Source organism: Tessaracoccus pujii (assembly GCF_054483895.1).
The window spans coordinates 1,880,344-1,899,626 of the sequence record NZ_CM137012.1 but is presented as its reverse complement, the minus strand read 5'-3'; the positions used below and the strand labels follow the sequence as shown (position 1 = coordinate 1,899,626).

The following is a 19,283-nucleotide window of genomic DNA, read 5'->3' as shown; positions in this document are numbered from 1 at the left end:
GGCACTCGCCAGCCTAGTGGCAGCACGCGCCGCCTGGGGTGGCGATCGGACTTACCAGGGGCTACAGCTGGATCGCCAGGGCGTTGTCGGGCAGGACGACGGGGGCGGTCAGCTCCTCGTGGCTGACCCAGGCGCGCGCACACAGCAGCTGGAACGGGAGCCTCAGGCTCTCACCCGGACGCACCGCCCCGTCGTAGAGCTCGGCCACCTGGCGCAGGAGCTGCGCGAGCTGGGTCTCGTCGAGGTTGGCGGCCAGCGGTTGGGCCCGCACCAGGCTCTGGAGGTCATCCCGCGTGACGGTCTGCCATACCCGGAAGGCGCGCTCCTCGACCTCCGGGAAGTACTTGCTGGCACCCAGCTCGGCCAGGCTGTGATGCCCGTAGTCGCCCTTCATGGCCATCGGGTCGAACCGACGCAGCAGCGCGGCCAGCCGACGCACCCACGGGACCGAGTCGTCGCGGACCAGGTAGGAGGCGCTCAGGCAGCCGCCCGGCCGCAGGACGCGGGCGATCTGGGCGAGCGCCTGCCCCAGGTCGTAGTGGTGCAGGCCCTGGTGGACGAATGCCACCTCGACGGCGCACGGGTCCATGGGAATGGCCTCGGGGCGCGCCAGTATCGGAGTGACGTTGCGGATGGCGTGCAGGCGGCGCAAGCGGGCCACGTCGTCGGTGAGGGCGAAGAGTGAGTGGCCGGCATCCGTCAGCCGCCGCGCGAGGTGCGGTTCGGGGTTGAGCGCCAGAGCGCGCACACCGTGCCACACCGCCAACCAGTCCAAGGCCTCGGTGGGGAGGGTGGTACGGCTCATGGGGTCCTTCCGGGGTAGATCGAGTCAAGGGTAACCGGACCCCGCCCGCCACGGGTTCTCCACAGCGCGCAGCACACCTGGGAAACGGCGGCGATCCCGTGCGATCAAGGTGTCATGGAGACGCCCGTGCGTGTGCTGCTGTGTGCCAAGGATCCGTCGGTGATCGAGGCCGTCGAGGTGACGGCGGCCGCCCTGGAGCTTCCCGTCCAGGTGGCGCGGGACGCGGACTCCGTGGGGGCGCACTGGGCGGCGGCCGGGCTGCGGCTCGTCTCCACCGAGGTCGCGGCCAGGTGGTCGTCGGCGCCTGCGGGGAGGGCCTACCTGGTGGGCACGTCGCCGGCTGAGCTGGCCCGCTGCTCCGCGGAGCTGGAGCTGCCGGTGCTGCCGCTCCCGGACACCGGCGGCCGGTTGGCCGCTGTCCTGGCCCGGGCCCGAACATCGGAACGTCAGCGAGGGTCGACGGTGGCGTTGGTCGGCGCCACGGGAGGCCTGGGCGTCAGCACGTTGGCCCTGGCACTCGGCCTCACCGGTGCGCGCCAGGCCATGGGATCTGCGGTGGTGGACCTGGCGGCGAGCAGCGGCGGGCTGGACCTCGCCGTCGGCGCGGAGGCCGTGGAGGGCGTCCGCTGGGCGGACCTGGCGGGTGCGCACGGGGAACTGGGCGAGGTGGCGGCGCGTCTGCCGGCGGTGGCGGGTATGGCACTCCTGGCGCAGTCCCGCCAGGATCCGGGACCCCCGTCGCCGGGTTCCGTCTCCGCGGTGGTGTCCGCCCTGGCGCGCTCCCACCGTCTCGTGGTGCTGGACTGCGGCCGTGACCCCGCGCCCCTGCCCGTGGATCACACTGTCCTGGTGGTGGGGGCAGACGTCCGCTCCGTGGCCGCGGCCAGGATGTTGGGCGAGACGCGGGGGGTCACGCCAAGCGCCATCGTGGTGCGGCACGGCCCCGGTCGCACCCTGCCCGAGCAGGTGATCTGCCGCACTCTCGTGGCGCGCAGCCTCGGCCGCATCGATCAGCATCGCGCCCTCCCGCGCCTCGCCGAACTGGGCCTGCATCCTGTGGGCGGGCCGGCCCGGCGTTACGCCGCCCAGGTGGCGGCCGTCCTCAGGGAACTCACCCGTGGTTGACGTGGACCTGGACCAGGTGCAGGTCCACCTGGCGGCTCTGGGCCGGCCGTACGCCCCCGTGGACGTGGCCTCCGCGCTCCGCTCCATGGGGGTCGCGGTCACGGATGCCGCCGTGCACGAGGTTCTTGCGGACCTTCGTCGCAACAGCGTGGGCGCCGGACCGCTCGACGAGCTGCTGCGCCACCCCGGGGTCTCCGACGTGGTGGTCAACGGCCCCCGTGACGTGTTCGTGGATCGCGGATCCGGGCTCGAGCGGGCTGACCTGGCCTTCGTGGACGACGAGCAGGTGCGGCGTCTCGCCATCCGCCTGGCTGCAGCGGCGGGGCGGCGGCTGGACGACGCGGCACCCTTCGTCGACGGACGGCTGCCTGGAGGGGTACGGCTCCACGCCGTCCTCGCCCCGGTGTCCGCCCCAGGGACCTGCCTGTCGCTGCGGGTCCCGGCGGCCAGGACCTTCTCCCTGGCGGACCTCGTGGCGGCCGGCTCGCTGCCGGAGGCGGGGGCCCAGCTACTCCGGGACGTGGTCCGCAGGCGGGTGCCGTTTCTCATCTCGGGTGGTACCGGCACAGGCAAGACCACGCTCCTGGCCGCCATGCTGGCGCAGGTGCCGGCAACGGAGCGGATCGTGCTCGTGGAGGATGCCCGGGAGCTCATCCCCGATCATCCGCACTGTGTGCGGCTGGAGGCCAGGCCGGCAAACGCCGAGGGGGCAGGGGCCATCACTCTGACCATGCTTGTGCGCCAGGCGCTGCGCATGAGGCCGGACCGGGTGGTGCTGGGTGAGGTGCGCGGCGCGGAGTTGACGGACCTGCTCACCGCCCTGAACACCGGTCACGAGGGCGGCTGTGGGACGGTGCACGCCAACTCGGTCGCGGACATCCCGGCACGGCTCGAGGCCCTCGCGGCGCTCGGCGGGATGAGCAGGGAGGCGTGCCACGCGCAGGTTGCGTCGGCGCTCAAGGTGGTCATCCACGTGACCCGGGAGAGCAGCGGACGCAGGAGGGTGGCGCAGGTGGGTGTCTTTCTGCGCGGGGCGGACGCGATGGTGGAGATCCTGCCCGCCGCCACTCTCACCGACGGGGGCCTCACCTTCGGCGCGGGGGCCGATCTGCTTCTAAAGGCGGTGGGGGGATGATCCCGGCCGTCCTCACCGCCGCGCTCGCCGCCGCCATGATGATGGGGCCACCGCCGGCCGGCGCCGAATCCCGGTTAATCCCGTCGCGGGTCAGGAGGCGCGGGCATCCGTCTGTGGGGTGGACCGTGCTCGCGCTGCTGCTGCCGGTGGTCGTCGCGGGCGTGTGGGGCGTGAGAGTCACGGGGTGGGTCGTGTGCGTGGGGGTGGCGGCGGGCACGGTGGCGTGGGTGATCGCGGGCAGACGTCGTCGACGCCGCGAAGCATCGGCGGCGGAGGACTGCGCCCAGGCGGCCCGCGCCCTTGCGTCGTTGCTGCGGGCGGGCAACATCCCGCACCAGGCGTTGGCGGAGGCCGCCACGGACTTCCCCGTGCTGGCGTCGGCGGCTTCGGCGGCCAGGCTGGGCGCGGACGTCGCCCGTGAGCTGGATCGGGCCGCATCCCGCCCGGGCCTGAGCGGGATGCGGCCGGTCGCGGCCGCGTGGCGGCTCAGCGAGCGGACGGGGGCCCCCATCGCCGGCGTCCTCTCAGGGGTGGCTGAGACCCTGCGCAGGCAGCGCCAGGTCGAGGCGGTCGTGGAGACCGAACTTGCGGCTGCGCGGACGAGCGGCCACATCATGGCGGCGCTACCGCTGCTCGCGGTCGGGCTGGGGCTGGTGGCCGGCGTCAACACGCCGGAGTTCCTCCTGACCGAGCCGTTGGGGCAGCTGTTGACGGTGGCAGGCGTGCTGCTTACTGCCGCGGGAGTGCTCTGGGTGGAGGCGCTGGCTCGGCCAGGCCCACGTGGGGGAGCCCAGACCCGGCGGAGCGACAGATGATGAGCACCCTCGTCCTCGCCGCGCTCGCGGCCGCCCTCGCGTCGTGGCTGGTCCTCGCCTCGCCGTCGGAGCGCCTCGCATCGCTCAGCGCCCCCCTTGGTGTCCCCGTGAGGCTGGCGGCAGCGCGGCCAGGGGCACCGTCGGCGCGGCAGCGTGCGGCCGTGGGGGCCGGGGTCCTGCTGGTGAGCCTGCTCATTCTGGATGTCGGACCGGGCCTGAGTGCCGGGGCACTGCTCGGCGGCCTTACCTTCTGGGGCCTGGGTTTCGCCGCGCCGAGGCCGGATTGGGCCGTTGCGGCGGACGAACTCCCCGATGCCCTGGACTTCCTCTCGGTCTGTCTGCGCGTCGGCCTCCCCACCTCCCGCGCGGTGGCGGACGTGGCGGGGGTGTCGCCGCCCACCACGCGTCGGCTCCTCGAGCGCGTCGGGGCGGAGCTGGCGTTGGGGAGGGCGGGGCCGGACGCCTGGCAGCCGCTCCGCGGACATCCCGTCTGGGGGCGCCCTGCCATGGACATCATGCGGGCCGAACGGTCAGGGACGTCGCTGGTGGGGATCCTGACCGACCACGCCGAGGACGCGCGGCAGGGGATGCGGGACAGGGCCGCCAAGCGGGCCCGCACCGTTGGTGTGCGGTCTGTCGTCCCATTGATGGCCTGCTTCCTCCCAGCGTTCATGGCCGTGGGCGTCGTGCCGATCATCGCCAGCCTGATGCAGGGGTTCTTCGGATGAGTTCAGGGGGCGTCGTCGAGGAGGTCCGGCAGGGTGGCGAAGCCGTATCCGCGGGCGTGTAGATCGCTGATGATGCCTGGGAGGGCGTCCGAGTCCAGCGTGGAGCCGTCCTCCGGGTGGGCGCCCACGTGCATCAGCACGACAGCACCCGGCTGCAGCCGGTCCAGGATCCGCTGGCGGACGACGGCGGTGGTGATGCCCCCGCTGGTGCCCTTCCATCCCAGCGTGTCCACGGTCCACCGGACCGGGATGTAGCCGGCGCCGTTGACCACCCGGATGTCGAGGTCGGCGACATCGCCGTACGGGAAGCGGAACAGGGGCTTGGTGGTGGTGCCGGTCAGTGCGGAGATGCTCCGTTCGGCGGCGGTCAGCTGGGCGCGGATCTCCTCGTTCGTGATCCGCGTGAAGTACGGGTGCGTGTCACTGTGATTGCCCACCGGATGGCCGGCGCGGTCCATCGCCCGGACGGCATCGGGGTAGGCCCGCGCGAACTGGCCCGTGACGAAGAAGGTGGCGGGTACCCCGTGGGTGGCCAGCGTGGCCAGGATCGGCGTCACGGCGTCCGCGGAGGCGCCGCCGTCGAAGGTGAGGGCCACCACCCTGCGTTGAGTGGTGAACACCTCGATGTCCTGCCCCGCCCACAGCTGCACGAGGGTCGCGGGGGCCGGGGGAGTGGTTGTCAGCGTCGGGCGGGGTGTGCTGGTCGACGGCGTGGCGGTGGTCTCGGTGCGCGTCGACGACGGCGCGGCGGAAGCCGTGACTTTCGTGGTGGAGGCAGCTGCCGAACTCGTGGTGGGCGTGACCGTCGGGCGGGCGGTGCTGGGACTGTGCGTCGCGGGTCCGTCGCTGGTGGGCACCTGGGAGGGGGAGAGAGTCGGCGTCGGGGGGAGCGGGGAGGCGGGAGCGGAGGGTTGCTGGGAGGTGGGCACAGGAGAAGGGGCCGCGGGCGTGACGGGCGACGGGCCACAACTCAGGAGGCCGAGGGCGAGCACCATCGCCCCGGCCGCCGTGCCGAGCCGAACTCGGCGGTGGACGGGCCCGCACTGGCCGACCGACCGGCACACTGCCCCGCCTCCCTGTTGCCTCGCATTCTACTCGCGCAAGCCCACCCCAGTGGGGTGACTGGGGTCGGCGTCGGGGCGCGTTGTGGAAGTGTCAGCCGTCGCTGGCACAGTGGTGGTGTGAAGTTCGGCTGGGTGAGCGCCAGGGACGAGGCAGTCGCCGTCTCGCTGCGGGAGCCTGCCGCGGGCCGGACATCACGGTGGCCGGACTGGCTCTCATCCGAGGCTGTGGAGCGGATCCAGCGCTCGGGGGTCCCTGCGCCCTGGGAGCACCAGGTGGACTTCGCCCAGGCGCTGTTCGAGGGCAGGCACGCCATCGTCTGCACCCCCACCGGGTCAGGCAAGACCCTCGGGTACCTGATGCCCATCATCGCCGCCACGGCAGAGGGCCGGCTCGGCGTTACCGTGGACTCCACGCGGGCCCGCCTCAGCTCGCGTCACACCGCGGTGTACCTGGCTCCTACGAAGGCCCTCGCGCACGATCAGGCGCGGGCGGCCGCGGCAGTGGGTCCGCAGGGGTGGCGGATCGGCGCCCTGGACGGTGACTCGGACGAGGCGGAGCGCAGATTCGCCAGGGAGCATGCGGATCTGGTGCTGACCAACCCGGACATGTTGCACTTCTCGGTGCTTCCCGGCCACCAGAGGTGGGCGTCGTTCCTCGGGTCGTTGCGCTACATCGTCGTCGACGAGGCCCACCGCTACCAGGGCGTCTTCGGGGCCCACGTGGCCCAGGTGATCCGGCGGCTGAGGCGGCTGGCTGCGCAGTACGGCGCGGACCCGGTCGTCGCGCTGTCCTCGGCCACCGCCCCCAACGCGGGCGAGTTCGCCGGCACGCTCATCGGCGCGGACCATGTGCAGGTCATCGACCGGGACGCGTCTCCGAGCGGTCGACGTACCGCGGTGCTGTGGCGTCCCGCGTCGTCGCTGCGCGCCGCCACCGCCGAATTGCTGGCCCGGCTCACCGATGACGATGCCCAGACCATCGCGTTCGTGCCGTCGCGCCAGGGCGCGGAACTGGTTTCCCTCGCGGCCCAGGAGCTCTCGGCGGAGCCCACCCGGATCGCCTCGTACCGCGGCGGGTACCTCGCGGTGGACCGGCGTTCCCTGGAAGCCGGGCTGCACAGCCGGGAGCTGCGCGGCCTGGCCAGCACCAACGCGTTGGAGCTCGGGGTGGATGTGGCGGGCATGGACGCCGTGCTGGTGTCCGGCTATCCGGGCAAGCTGTCCTCCTTCTGGCAGCAGGCCGGCCGCGCAGGACGCCGGGGTCAGGAATCGCTGGTGGTGCTCCTGGCCAGGGAGGACCCGTTGGACGCCTACCTCCTCGAGCATCCGGAGCTGGTGTTCGAGGCGTCCGTGGAGCGGGCGGTGCTGCATCCGGAGAACCCGAGGGTGCTCGGCCCGCACCTGGCGGCGGCGGCGCAGGAGCTTCCCCTGTCAGACGAGGACGCCAGGTGGTTCGGCCCGACGGCACCCGTGGTCGCCCGGGCGCTGGCGCAGCAGGGCGTGCTGCGGGCGCGGCGCGACAGGTTCTTCTGGACCCGCCCGGATCGCGCGGTGGACTTCATCAACCTCAGGTCCATGGGAGGGCGCCCGGTGGACATCATCGAGCGGACCACGGGCAGGGTCGTGGGGATGGTGGACGCGGCTGCGGCGGACCGCACGGTGCACCCCGGTGCGGTCTATCTCCACCAGGGCGAGAGCTTCACCGTCGAGGAGCTGGACCTGGGCGAGCACCAGGCGATGGTCGCATCGTCGTGCCCCCGCTACTACACCCAGGCCCAGTCGTCGTTCGACATCGAGGTGGTGCGGGAGGAGGCTCGGCGGACGCTGGGTGCCACCTGGGTCAGCCGGGGAGAGGTGCGGCTGGACTCCCAGGTGACCGGTTACCTCCGTCGCGACGAGGTCACCCACGACGTCTGGGATTCCACGCCGCTGGACCTGCCGCTGCACCGCATGACCACGCAGGCGGTGTGGTGGACGGTGCCCGCGTCGTTGGCCGGCCGGCTCGGCTGGGCCGAGCTGCAGATGGGGGCCGCGGCGCACGCCATGGAGCACACCGCCATCGGGCTCCTGCCGGCGTTCGCCCCGTGTGACCGGTGGGACATCGGCGGAGTGAGCACGGCGCTTCACCCGGACACGGGGCTCCCGACGGTGTTCGTCCACGACGGCATGTCCGGCGGGGCCGGGTTCGCCTACCGAGGCTTCGAGGCAGCTGAGCAGTGGCTGGGCGCCACCCTGGACCGTCTCACCCGATGCGCCTGCGAGGCGGGTTGTCCTGCCTGCGTGGTCTCGCCCAAGTGCGGCAACGCGAACCAGGTGCTCAACAAGGCCGACGCCGCCGAGTTGTTGGCGCTCCTGCTCGATGAGACCCCGTCCCGTCATCCACAGCCATCGGTGTTGTCCGTCGCGTCCATCCACAACCTCGGGGCCCGCACGGGAAATGGTGAGATGGCCGGGCGATCAAGGGGCTGACCGGCTGAGAGGCGGCCGGCACACCGAAAGGACGCCCCATGGCACACCCCGTCCCGAGCCGAGCAGGTCGCGCCCGCGCGTTGGCGCAGCGCGGACTCACCACCGTCGAGTACGCCCTCGGGCTGCTCGCCGCCGCCACAGTGGCCCTCGTGCTGCTGCGGATCTTCGGAGACAACACCTTCTACAAGACCCTTTTCGACTGGGTGATCAACGTGTTCACCACCGTCGCGAACGGTGGGTGACCCGGCTCAATGAGCAGGCAGCGGAGGCCCCGGCGCGGCTCGCGGGGGATGGTGACCGTCGAGCTGGCCATCGGGCTGGTGACGGCGGTGACGCTCACCGCGTGTCTCGTCGGGCTCTCCCTGTTGGGCGTGGCGCAGGCGACGGTGGCGGAATCCAGCGCCCAGATCGCACGTCAAGCGGCCCGAGGCGACGACGCGTCGCTCCAGGAGGCCAGGGCACGGGCGCCGCGCCGGTCCACGATCGACGTGAGCACCGATCGGGCGGGGGTGAGTGTCACGGTCGCCATGGCGCTCGAGGTCCCAGGCCTGGGCCCCCTCAGCGTGACATCCACGGCGTGGGCCGCCTACGAGCCGGGGGTCGGCCCATGACGTGGCGCGGTGACCAGCGCGGGGCGGCCGGTTCGGCGCTGGTGGCCGGGGTGTGCCTGGTCCTCGTCTCGGTGTTCATGGCGGGCGCCGTTCTCATCCAGTGGTTCTATCTCGCCCGCCGCGCCGAACACACGGCGGAGCTGGCAGCCCTGGCTGCGGTGAGTGCCACGGTCGAGGGCAGCTCCGCCTGTGGGGCTGCGGGCGAAGCCGCCCGCCGCAACCACGGGACCGTCACCGGTTGCGAGGTGGCGGTGTCGGGCAGGGCGGTGGTCGTGCAGGTCACCGTCGGCGTGCCCCTGGAACCAAGGGTTCCGTGGGGGCCGTCGCGGCTCACCAGGTCGGCCACGGCCGGCACCTGAGCCGGCCGGATGGGCGTGGCGGTCGTGGATCCCCGTCCCCGGCAGGCGCCGTGCCGCGGCGATACAGTGCTGGTATGACTTACATCGCCGCCGAAGACCGCTATTCCTCCATGCCGTACCGACGCCTGGGCGCGTCAGGTCTCAAGCTCCCCGCGATCTCGCTGGGCCTGTGGCACAACTTCGGCGACGACTTCCCCCTGCAGACCCAGCGCCGGATCCTGCGCCGCGCCTTCGACCGCGGCGTCACGCACTTCGATCTGGCGAACAACTACGGGCCGCCCTACGGCGCGTCCGAAACCAACTTCGGTCGGATCATGGCCGAGGACTTCGCCCGCTACCGCCACGAGCTCGTCATCTCGTCCAAGGCGGGCTGGGACATGTGGCCCGGCCCCTACGGGTTCGGAGGCTCCAGGAAGTACCTGCTCAGCTCGCTCGACGACTCCCTCACGCGCATGGGGCTGGAGTATGTCGACATCTTCTACCACCACCGCCCGGATCCGGAGACGCCCCTGGAGGAGACCATGGCGGCCCTGGACCAGGCGGTCCGTTCGGGCAAGGCGCTGTACGCGGGCATCTCGTCGTACTCGGCCAAGCTCACCGCGGAGGCGCAGCAGATCGCGCGCTCGCTGGGCACCCCGCTGATCATCCACCAGCCGTCGTACTCCGTGCTCAACCGGTGGGTCGAGCAGGGTGAGCCGAGCTTGTTGGAGGCCTGCCACGCCGCGGGCATGGGCGTCATCGCCTTCTCGCCGCTGGCCCAGGGCATGCTGACGGACCGCTATCTCGACGGGATCCCCTCGGATTCGCGCGCCGCGCAGGGCAAGTCCCTGGACACGGGGCTCCTCACCGAGGAGAACATCGACCACCTGCGGGCGCTCAACGACATCGCGCAGGCCCGCGGCCAGAGCCTCGCCCAGATGGCGATCGCCTGGGCACTTCGCGATCAGGGAGAGGCCTCCGTCACCTCCGTCGTGCTCGGCGCCTCCTCGGTGCAGCAACTCGACGCAAATCTCGACGCGCTGGGCGTCCTGGACTTCACCGCGGAGGAACTCTCCGCCATCGACCAGCACTCGGTCGTCGAGGGCGTCAATCTCTGGCAGGGGGCCACCGACTCGGTCCGGTGACCGCCAGGGCATGGGCGCCTAGGATGGCGTCCATGCCTCTCGATGCCTCCGCCCTGCGCGCCCGCCTGGTGGCGGCGGACTTCACCGTCGACGCGGTCCTCGGGCGGATCGGCGAGGCGGGGCAGGACGGTCTGGGGCGAAACTCGACGGTCCCCGCCGACGTGGCGCTCGGTGAGGCCTCCGACCCGCTGTCCACTCTGATCCGGCTGTTCGTGCTCCAGCAGCCCGTCGACGCGGACCAGCTCGCCGAGGCAGTCGACGTGTCGGCCATGCAGGCGGCCGGGTACCTGGAGACGCTCACCGGGGGCCGGATGCGGGCGCTGGTCGACATCCGTCCCTACGGCTCCCCGGACGACGGCGCGTCCGGGTGGATCGTCGCGGATCCCACGCCGGGGATGGACGGCGAGACGGCCCCGACGCGCCCGGACTACGTGCTGGGCGTGTCGCCGGCGTCGAGCACGCTGGCGCAGATCACGCCCCGCGAGCGGGTGGGCTCCGCGCTGGACCTGGGCACCGGGTGTGGCGTGCAGTCGCTGCACCTGGCGCGCCACGCGTCCCGGGTGGTGGCCACCGACGTCAACCCCCGGGCGCTGGAACTGGCCCGTCTCACGGCAGAGCTCAACGGGGTGGCCCTCGATCTGCGCGCGGGCTCGTTGTACGACCCGGTGCAGGGCGAGCGCTTCGACCTCATCGTGTCCAACCCGCCGTTCGTGATGAGCCCGCCCACTCACGAGGCGGACACCTTGACCTACCGTGAGGCCAACTTCGAAGGGGATTCCCTCGTCGAGACGCTGGTGCGTGGGGCCGCGGACCACCTCACCCCGGGCGGCAGCCTCCAGCTGCTCACCAACTGGGCCATCCTCGACCAGCCGTGGGAGGACAGGCTCCGCGGCTGGATCCCAGCCGGGTGCGACGCGTGGGTCATCGAGCGTGAGCGGCTGGACATCTTCTCCTATATAGAGATGTGGCTGACCGACGCCGGGTTGGTGGGCTCCCCGCGATGGCGCGGGGCCTATGACGAGTGGCTCCGCTACTTCGACAGGCTCGGGGTGCGGGCCGTCGGCATGGGGTGGATCCTGGTCACCAGGGCGGGCCGGGACGAGCCGCATCTGCGCCTCGAGACCTGGCCCCACGCCGTGGCGCAACCCGTCGGCGCGGTGTTCGGCCGGCACGCGGGCGCCGTCACGGCCGCGACACTCGCGCTGCGCGAACTCCTCGCCACCCGCCCCCGGCTCGTCGACGTGGACCAGGAGGCCATCGGGCGTCCCGGGGCTGAGGATCCTGAGCACATAGTCTTCCGCCAGAGCGTCGGGCTGCGGCGCGCCATCAAGGCGGACACGGCCCTGGCCGCTGTGCTGGGCGCCCTCGACGGAGATCTCACCGTCGCCCAGGTGCTCGGTGCCGTCGCACAGGTCCTCCAGACCGACGCGTCGGACCTGGCCGCCGCCGTCGTGCCGGAGCTCCGCACGGCGCTGCTCACTCAGATGCTGCGCATCGGCCAGTGACGAGCGGGACATCCCGCCTGGCACGTCCGCGCCGGAGCCGGCGGCATTGCGCACACGCCTGACGCCGACGCCCGGTGGCACGGCCGGATTGACAGCGCAGGCTATTGTTCGAGGAGTTTCCGACCGGAGGGCTGATTCACCCATGGCTTCAAAGCGTCTCGTGATCGTCGAGTCGCCGACCAAGGCGACCAAAATCGCCGGCTTCCTCGGCTCCGACTACATCGTCGAGTCCAGCCGTGGTCACGTCCGCGACCTTCCCACCTCGGCCGCCGAGGTTCCCGCCAAGTACAAGGGCGAGAAGTGGGCGCGCACCGGCGTCAACGTCGACAACGACTTCCAGCCCATCTATGTCGTGTCCCCGGACAAGAAATCCACCATCAGAGATCTGAAGTCCAAGCTCGCCGGCGTCGACGAACTCCTGCTGGCCACCGACGGTGACCGTGAGGGCGAGGCCATCGCGTGGCACCTCATGGAGGAGCTGAAGCCGAAGGTCCCGGTGAAGCGGATGGTGTTCCACGAGATCACCAAGTCCGCCATCGCCGAGGCGGTGACCAATCCCCGTGAACTGGACGTCGATCTGGTCGACGCGCAGGAGACGCGCCGGATCCTGGACCGGTTGTACGGCTACGAGGTCTCGCCCGTGCTGTGGAAGAAGGTCATGCCACGGTTGTCCGCGGGCCGGGTGCAGTCCGTCGCGACGCGGCTGGTGGTGGACAGGGAGCGCGAGCGGATCGCGTTCGTACCGGCCTCGTACTGGGACCTCGACACCTACCTGGACGCGGGCCCCGACGCGGAACCGCGCACGTTTCCCGCCCGCCTGGCGACCGTCGGCGACGCCAAGGTGGCCCAGGGCCGCGATTTCAACGCCGCCGGCGAGCTGACCGCGCAGGACTCCCTCGTGCTCGACGAGGCCACCGCCCGGGCGCTGGCCGAGGCTCTCACCGCCGCGACCCTCGTGGTCGGCGCCGTCGAGGCCAAGCCCTACACGCGCAAGCCCTACGAGCCGTTCCGCACCACGACGCTGCAGCAGGAGGCCGGGCGGAAGCTCGGGTTCACCTCGGAGCGGGCCATGCGGGTGGCGCAGGAGCTGTACGAGAAGGGTTTCATCACCTACATGCGTACGGACTCCGTGACGCTGGCCGGGCAGGCCATCCAGGCCGCGCGGCAGCAGGTCAGGGAGCTCTTCGGCGAGGCGTACCTCCCCGCGCAACCCAGGGTCTACGCGTCGAAGGTGAAGAACGCCCAGGAGGCGCACGAGGCCATCAGGCCGGCCGGTGACACGTTCCGGCATCCGGACGAGACCGGCCTGGGGGGCGACGCGTTCAAGCTCTACCAGCTGATCTGGCGCCGCACGCTGGCCTCGCAGATGTCGGACGCCAAGGGCGAGTCGCTGACCATCCGGGTCGACGCTGCCTTCGCTCCGGTCCAGGTCGGGGCCGGCGCGGCGACGACGGCGGGGCTGGTGGCCTCGGGTCGTACCATCACCTTCCCCGGCTTCCTCAAGGCCTACGTGGTCAGTGTCGACGACGACTCGGCCTCGGACGATCAGCAGACCCGACTGCCCGTCCTGGAGCGGGGTCGGAGCCTCGAGGTGGCCAAGGTCGACGCGCTGGGCCACGAGACCCGCCCGCCCGCCCGCTACACCGAGCCGTCGCTGGTGGCGAAGCTGGAGGAGCTGGAGATCGGGCGCCCGTCCACCTACGCCTCCATCATCCGCACCATCACGGCGCGGGACTACGTGTTCAAGAAGGGGTCCGCGCTGGTCCCGACGTGGCTGGCGTTCGCCGTCACGCGGCTACTGGAGGAGCACTTCTCGGAGCTGGTGGACTACGCGTTCACCGCGCAGCTCGAGGATCAGCTCGACGAGATCGCGGCAGGCAAGGCCAAGCGCCTCACCGTGCTGTCGGACTTCTACCGCGGCCCGGAGGGCAGCTCGCACCACGGTCTGGAGACCCTGGTCACCGAGCTGGGCGAGATCGACGCCCGCGCGCTGTCCACCTTTGCGCTGCGCGACTCGGGCATCGATGTGCGGGTGGGCCGGTACGGCACCTACGTCGAGTCCTCGGACGGCCGCCGGGCCAACGTGCCCGAGGACATGGCCCCGGATGCGTTGACCGTCGAGGTGGCCGAGGAACTGCTGAGCAGGCCGCTCGACGAGGAGCGCGAGCTCGGCGTCGATGAGGCCACCGGCACCATGATCGTGGCGAAGAACGGCCGGTACGGGCCCTACGTCACGGAGGTGCTGCCGGAGGACTCCCCGAAGTCGGCCAAGCCGAGGACGGGGTCGCTCTTCTCGTCCATGTCGCTGGACTCCATCGACCTGCCCACCGCGCTCCTGCTGATGAGCCTGCCCCGCGTGGTGGGGGTGGACCCGGACGGCACCGAGATCACGGCGCAGAACGGCCGCTACGGTCCGTACCTCAAGCGCGGCACGGACTCCCGTTCCCTGGCCGCTGAGGATCAGATCTTCTCCATCTCCCTGGAGGAAGCGCTGGCCATCTACGCGCAACCGAAGACGCGCGGGCGGGCTGCCGCCGCGGCGCCGCTGAAGGAGTACGGTGCGGACCCGGTGTCCGCGAAACCGGTGGTGCTGAAGTCCGGCCGGTTCGGTCCCTACGTCACCGACGGCGAGACCAACGCCACGCTGCGGCGCGACGACGATCCGGAGGCGATCACCCCCGAGCGGGCCTTCGAGTTGATCGCGGAGAAGCGGGCCAAGGGCCCGGCGAAGAAGCCGGTGGCCAAGAGGGCGACGACCGCACGCAAGCCGGCGGCCAAGAAGCCGGCAGCCGGCGCCAAGAAGGCGTGAGCGGCACCGTCGGCTCTGGCCGCGGGCTCGCGCCACTAGGGTTGCCCCATGGCTAAGAAGCGACGCGCCGTGCTCCGGCTGGAGGTCCCGTTCACCTCTGATCCGCCACGGCTCACGTCGGACGCCGTCGGCCTGCCGCGCATCCTCCGTCGCCCGGCCGCGTCGTACACGATGGACGTGACCGTGCTCGACGTCAGCGACGCCAGGCTCCTCCGGGCGGGCGTGATCGTGGCGCACCGGGTGATCGACGGCATGGGCGAGTGGTACCTGTCGGCACCGGCCTGGGCACCGCACCTGCCCGCCGAACAGGTGGTTCCGCTGGGCGCCTCGGGTGATCTTCCGGAGCACTACGCGCGCATGCTCCGGCCGCTGGTCAGACGTGGGGTGCTGGGCACCATGGCCGCGCTGCACTGTGAGCGCGACGAGTGGGCGCTGCGGACCACAGAGGGCAGGATCGCGGCCGTGGTCCGCGACGAACGGGTCCGGGTCCGGCGCAGCGGCATCACCGTCGCCCGCTACCGCGAAGTCACCATCACCCCCACCGAACATCTGACGGGCCAGCAGCGCGATTTCCTGGTCAGCGCCGCGATGTCGGTCAACGCGACCGTTGTGGACCATTACCCCACCATCCAGCAGCGACTCGGTGCCCCGGCGACGGGGCTCACCAGCTTCCCCCGCCCCCGCGAGATCCGTCGCGACTCCTCGCTGGAGGAGTTCGTCGGCGCCGTGTTCGCTGAGCACCTCCATAGCCTCGTGCGGGCGGACCTGGCGCGCCGTGCCGCAGAGAGCGACGACCTGGCGGACCTCAACGCAAGGCTCTGGGCCTTCGGCCGCGACCTTCGCGGTCTGGCCCCGGTGCTGGAGCCGTCCTGGCGCGAGGCCACCGAGCGGGCGCTGGCGGGACTGCCGTACTCGTCGCCGGCGGAGATCGAGACACCCATGCTGGACGTCATCGACTCCCTCGTAGGCGCCGTAAGAGCGCCGCGCCTGGGGGATCTCGCGCACAAGCAGGCCGGGGAACTGCTCTACGAGCGCGCCGAGCAGGCCACGTTCATTCTCGCGGACCGCTGTCGCGCCCTGGCGGTGGACTCCCCGGACGACAAGTGGCAGGGGGCCCTGCGTGCCGCCGAACAGCTCGAGGTGGTGGTCGCGGTGGCGTCCCCGCTGTTCCCCAAGGCGGTCACCAGGTTCCTGCGCCGACTGGCGGACGTGACCCAGGATCTGCGTCGCTGTGCCCTCGGCGCTTTCGTCGGCGATCCGGCGCTGGACGGGCTGAGCGCCACCCAGGCCTTCAGCCTGGGGCGTGACGCCGAGCGGAAACGTCACCAGGTGCGGACGCAGCGTGAGGCCTTCATCGAGCGGTGGCCCGAACGCGTCGCCGAGGCCCGCAAGCTCATGAAGCGAGCCGGGAAGAGTCAGGTCGGGAAGAAATGACGGGCCTGTTCATCGTCTTCGAGGGAGGCGACGGCGTGGGCAAGTCCACGCAGGTGGAACGCCTGTCCCGGTGGCTCGAGGGTCGCGGCGTGGGTCACGTCGTCACGAGGCAGCCGGGCGGCACGCAGGTGGGGACCGAGCTGCGGCGCCTGGTGCTGGACCCGGCGATGGGCCACGTGGACGCGCGCGCCGAGGCGCTCATGTACGCCGCTGACAAGGCCCAGCACGTCTTCGAGCTGATCGGGCCCGCGTTGGAGCGCGGCGACGTGGTGGTGTGCGACCGCTATGTCGATTCCATGATCGCCTATCAGGGGGCGGGTCGGGCGCTGGACATCGACGAGGTCGGCAGGATCGCCTGGTGGGCCGTGGGTGGGCTCACGCCGAACCTCACGGTGCTGCTCGACACGGACCCGTCCCTGGCCATGGAGACCATCGCGGACAAGGACCGGCTCGAAGGTGCGGGGATCGGGCTGCACCTGCGCGCCCGCCAGTTCTTCCTCGATCTGGCCGCCGCGGCCCCTGAACGCTATCTCGTCCTGGACGCCCGGGCGACGCGTGAGGCGTTGGCCACCGCCATAGCCGACCGCGTGGGTGCCATGCTCGGGGGTGACGCGGCCTGAGGGACGCGCCCGCCCGAGCGAACCGTCGGCGGGCCATGGCAGGATGGCGGCCATGGGTGACGTCTTCTCTGAGCTGATCGGGCAGGAGCGCGCCGTCGCCACCCTCCGTCGGGCCGTGGAGGGGCGCCGTCACGCCATGACGCACGCCTGGCTTTTCGTCGGCCCCCCGGGATCGGGCCGATCCAACGCGGCCAAGGCGTTCGCCGCCGCACTGCAGTGCGCCAAGGGCGGCTGCGGGCAGTGCGTGGACTGTCGCACCACACTGACCGGCGCGCATCCGGATGTCACGCTGCTGCGCACGGAGCAGTTGTCGATCGGGGTGGACGAGGTGCGCGCGCTCGTGGGCCGGGCGGGGGTCATGCCCGTCAAGAACCAGTACCAGATCGTGGTGGTGGAGGACGCGGACCGCATCACTGAGAGGGGCGCCGACGCGCTGCTCAAGGGGCTGGAGGAGCCGGCGCCGAGAACGGTGTGGCTGCTCTGCGCGCCGAGCGCGGACGACGTGATCATCACCATCCGGTCACGCTGCCGGGCCATCAAGCTGGTCACCCCCGGCGACGATGCGGTGACGGAACTCCTGGTCACCCGTGACGGGATCTCCCCCGCCTTGGCCGCGCACGCCGCCCGCGCCGCGCAGGGGCACGTCGGTCGCGCGCGCATGCTGGCCCGGTCGGAGGACGCCCGGATCCGCCGCCGGGAGATCCTCTCCCTGCCCCGGAAGCTGACCTCGGTCACGGCCTGCCTGGACGCGGCGGACAATCTCGTCTCCTCCAGCGCGGAGGAGGCGGCACAGGCCACGGCGGAACTCGACGCGAAGGAGATGGCCGCCCTGCAGGGGGCGTTGGGCGTGGGCGGGCGGGGTGCCAAGCCGCGCAACGCGCAGGCCGCCATCCGGGAGCTTGAGGAGCAGCAGAAGGCCCGCGGTAAGCGGCTGCAGCGCGACGCGCTGGATCGCGTCCTCACGGAACTGACCGGGTACTACCGCGACGTCCTTGCCAGGCAGACGGCGCCGGACGTGCCCCTGGTCAATGCCGATCTCGCGGACGAGATCGAGCCGGCCGCGCGGCGGTCCACCCCGGAGCAGACGATCCGAGCCCTGGATGCCATCCTCCAGGCGCGCACGGCCCTCGAGGGCAACGTGGCCCCTCTGTTGGCGTTGGAGGCGCTGCTCATCAGCATTTCGCTGGCCGCGCGGACCTGACCCCCTCGGGCGTGTCCTCGGCACACCCCTGCCACCGGGTGCCAAGATGGAGCGCAAGACTGCCCACGGATAGGGGAACTGATGTCCAACAACGATTGGGTCCAGCAAGGCACACCTCGCGACGAGGAGTGGACGGCCGAAGAGGACGACTACGGCGTGCCTGTGGAGCCAGCCGAGTGGGATGACTACTCATCGGAGCAGACCGTGCCCGTGCCCCCCGCACCCAGCCAGCCCGCAGCCGAGGCACGCCCGCCGGAGGAGAGCGGCGGGGGGCCCTCCGCCGAACCGCCGGTGGACGACGCCTCGCCAGAGCCCGCCATCGACGAGCCTGCCGGGGACCAGTGGGCGGAGACCGGGGTCCATGACGCTGAGGCCCCGGCCGCGGACGCGGGCGAGGCGGAGGTCCACGGCGAGGATCACGCCGAGGGGCAGCCCGTCGAGGACGCCCCGGAGTGGGACGAGGCCGCACCGGCGCCAGAGGCAGGGAAGCCCGAGCCCGAGGCTGAGCCTGTCGCCGAATCAGAGCCTCAGCCTGCATCGTTCGGCCACCCCGCGGAGCCCTTCGGATGGCCCGCAGACGCCGAGCCTGCGGGCCACACCGACCAGCAGGACACACCGTCGCCCGAGTCTCCGGAGGAGTCCGGGAGCGGTGACGGCGTGGAGGATCCCGACGCCACTCGGGCGATGCCTGTGGTGGCCGGCGGTGGCGCAGGTCAGGAAACCGCTGCAGCGGCGGGCGCGGCAGGCGGAGCCGCCGGCGCCGCCGCCCTGGCCGGGCTGTACCGGGCAGACCGCGCGGGTGCAGATGACACACAGGTGATCGAGGGCGCAGGCCGCCGCACCGTGGACGACGAGGTGGCCGAGGAGGAGCGGCTCGCGCACCAGTTGCGCGCCGAGAAGGAGGCGCGGGACCAGCGGCTGGGTCTGGTTCAGACCTCGGACGCCAACTCCGTGCGTGATCCCCGGCCGCTGCGCCGCAAGGGTGTGGGCGGCTTCGGCAGCTTCGGGCTCTTCGTCCTGCGGCTGGTGACCGCGGCCGTGCTGGGCGTGGTCGGCTACCAGGTGCTGAGCGACATCGACGCCACGGCCGAATTCCTGGGGCGCACTCTGATTCCTGAGCCGCGTCTCGTGGCCTGGATTCTCGGCTTCGGGCTGGCTGCGCTGGCCGTGCTCCTGGTGATCGGTCTGGCGGTCCGTGTGGTCGGTCTCCTGCTCGCATTCGTGGCCGTCGGCGCGCTCGCGTTCATCCGGTGGGGTCAGTTCAGCCCGTTCATCGACGGGATGGAGGGCTTCCTCGGGGACAAGGATCTCCTCCTCTTCGGCGTCGGGGTCCTGTTCCTCTCCCTCGGCGGCGGCCGGTGGGGCATCGACGGCGCCTTCTCGAAGGCCAGGGAGAACGCCCGCGAGGCGAAGCACTGAGCAGTGTCGGCCTCCGCTGAGCGGAGGCCGACGCCCGGGCCGTTTGGGCCGTTCACTAGG

17 protein-coding genes are annotated in these 19,283 nt (G+C 71.8%); 15 read left to right on the top strand and 2 right to left on the bottom strand.

Annotated features, from left to right (window positions below; translation table 11 throughout):
* Nucleotides 1-61: 61 nt before the first annotated feature.
* Nucleotides 62-805 carry a class I SAM-dependent methyltransferase gene (locus ACX1D0_RS09250; protein WP_459017615.1) on the bottom strand — a complete coding sequence of 248 codons (744 nt, stop codon included), beginning with the start codon at nt 803-805 and terminating at the stop codon, nt 62-64.
* A 114-nt stretch (nt 806-919) separates the two neighbouring features.
* Between ACX1D0_RS09250 and ssd the strand changes: the two genes are divergently transcribed.
* The 4 genes from ssd to ACX1D0_RS09230 are packed head-to-tail and all read left to right on the top strand — an operon-like array spanning nt 920 to nt 4,608.
* Complete coding sequence (gene ssd / locus ACX1D0_RS09245; RefSeq protein ID WP_459017614.1) at nt 920-1,930, top strand: septum site-determining protein Ssd; 1,011 nt, start codon at nt 920-922, stop codon at nt 1,928-1,930.
* A complete protein-coding gene (locus ACX1D0_RS09240) occupies nt 1,923-3,065 on the top strand; it encodes a TadA family conjugal transfer-associated ATPase (RefSeq protein ID WP_459017613.1) in 1,143 nt (380 codons plus the stop codon). Before ssd ends, ACX1D0_RS09240 begins: the two co-directional genes overlap by 8 nt.
* Entirely contained in the window at nt 3,062-3,880 is an 819-nt protein-coding gene (locus tag ACX1D0_RS09235) for a type II secretion system F family protein (protein ID WP_459017612.1), read from the top strand. Before ACX1D0_RS09240 ends, ACX1D0_RS09235 begins: the two co-directional genes overlap by 4 nt.
* Nucleotides 3,877-4,608 (top strand): type II secretion system F family protein, encoded by a 732-nt coding sequence (locus ACX1D0_RS09230; protein WP_459017611.1) that lies wholly within the window; start codon nt 3,877-3,879, stop codon nt 4,606-4,608. The genes ACX1D0_RS09235 and ACX1D0_RS09230 overlap by 4 nt, the downstream gene beginning before the upstream one ends.
* A gap of 2 nt (nt 4,609-4,610) precedes the next feature.
* Here the strand turns inward: ACX1D0_RS09230 and ACX1D0_RS09225 are convergent, their stop codons facing one another.
* The gene (locus ACX1D0_RS09225; protein ID WP_459017610.1) at nt 4,611-5,465 is read right to left on the bottom strand and encodes a polysaccharide deacetylase family protein; all 855 of its coding nucleotides are present in this window, start codon (nt 5,463-5,465) and stop codon (nt 4,611-4,613) included.
* Between the two features lie 324 nt (nt 5,466-5,789).
* Between ACX1D0_RS09225 and sftH the strand changes: the two genes are divergently transcribed.
* The 11 genes from sftH (at nt 5,790) to ACX1D0_RS09170 (ending at nt 19,223) form a co-directional block, all read left to right on the top strand.
* Nucleotides 5,790-8,141 carry a DNA 3'-5' helicase SftH gene (sftH, locus tag ACX1D0_RS09220; protein WP_459017609.1) on the top strand — a complete coding sequence of 784 codons (2,352 nt, stop codon included), beginning with the start codon at nt 5,790-5,792 and terminating at the stop codon, nt 8,139-8,141.
* Between the two features lie 38 nt (nt 8,142-8,179).
* The gene (locus ACX1D0_RS09215; protein WP_459017608.1) at nt 8,180-8,383 is read left to right on the top strand and encodes a DUF4244 domain-containing protein; all 204 of its coding nucleotides are present in this window, start codon (nt 8,180-8,182) and stop codon (nt 8,381-8,383) included.
* A 9-nt stretch (nt 8,384-8,392) separates the two neighbouring features.
* On the top strand, nt 8,393-8,752 hold the full coding sequence (locus ACX1D0_RS09210) for a TadE family type IV pilus minor pilin (RefSeq protein WP_459017607.1): 360 nt from the start codon (nt 8,393-8,395) through the stop codon (nt 8,750-8,752).
* Complete coding sequence (locus ACX1D0_RS09205; RefSeq protein ID WP_459017606.1) at nt 8,749-9,111, top strand: Rv3654c family TadE-like protein; 363 nt, start codon at nt 8,749-8,751, stop codon at nt 9,109-9,111. Before ACX1D0_RS09210 ends, ACX1D0_RS09205 begins: the two co-directional genes overlap by 4 nt.
* 74 nt (nt 9,112-9,185) lie before the next feature.
* Nucleotides 9,186-10,235 (top strand): L-glyceraldehyde 3-phosphate reductase, encoded by a 1,050-nt coding sequence (mgrA, locus tag ACX1D0_RS09200; protein WP_459017605.1) that lies wholly within the window; start codon nt 9,186-9,188, stop codon nt 10,233-10,235.
* 32 nt (nt 10,236-10,267) lie between these two features.
* On the top strand, nt 10,268-11,740 hold the full coding sequence (locus ACX1D0_RS09195; RefSeq protein ID WP_459017604.1) for a methyltransferase: 1,473 nt from the start codon (nt 10,268-10,270) through the stop codon (nt 11,738-11,740).
* Between the two features lie 142 nt (nt 11,741-11,882).
* Nucleotides 11,883-14,549: a type I DNA topoisomerase gene (topA, locus tag ACX1D0_RS09190; RefSeq protein WP_459017603.1), complete on the top strand. Its 2,667-nt coding sequence runs from the start codon at nt 11,883-11,885 to the stop codon at nt 14,547-14,549.
* A gap of 48 nt (nt 14,550-14,597) precedes the next feature.
* Nucleotides 14,598-15,983, top strand: a complete 1,386-nt coding sequence (locus tag ACX1D0_RS09185; RefSeq protein ID WP_459017602.1) for a hypothetical protein — start codon at nt 14,598-14,600, stop codon at nt 15,981-15,983.
* Complete coding sequence (gene tmk, locus ACX1D0_RS09180) at nt 15,980-16,603, top strand: dTMP kinase (RefSeq protein ID WP_459017601.1); 624 nt, start codon at nt 15,980-15,982, stop codon at nt 16,601-16,603. Before ACX1D0_RS09185 ends, tmk begins: the two co-directional genes overlap by 4 nt.
* 52 nt (nt 16,604-16,655) lie before the next feature.
* Nucleotides 16,656-17,804, top strand: a complete 1,149-nt coding sequence (locus ACX1D0_RS09175; RefSeq protein WP_459017600.1) for a DNA polymerase III subunit delta' — start codon at nt 16,656-16,658, stop codon at nt 17,802-17,804.
* A gap of 81 nt (nt 17,805-17,885) precedes the next feature.
* Nucleotides 17,886-19,223 (top strand): DoxX family protein, encoded by a 1,338-nt coding sequence (locus ACX1D0_RS09170; protein WP_459017599.1) that lies wholly within the window; start codon nt 17,886-17,888, stop codon nt 19,221-19,223.
* Nucleotides 19,224-19,283 lie beyond the last annotated feature (60 nt).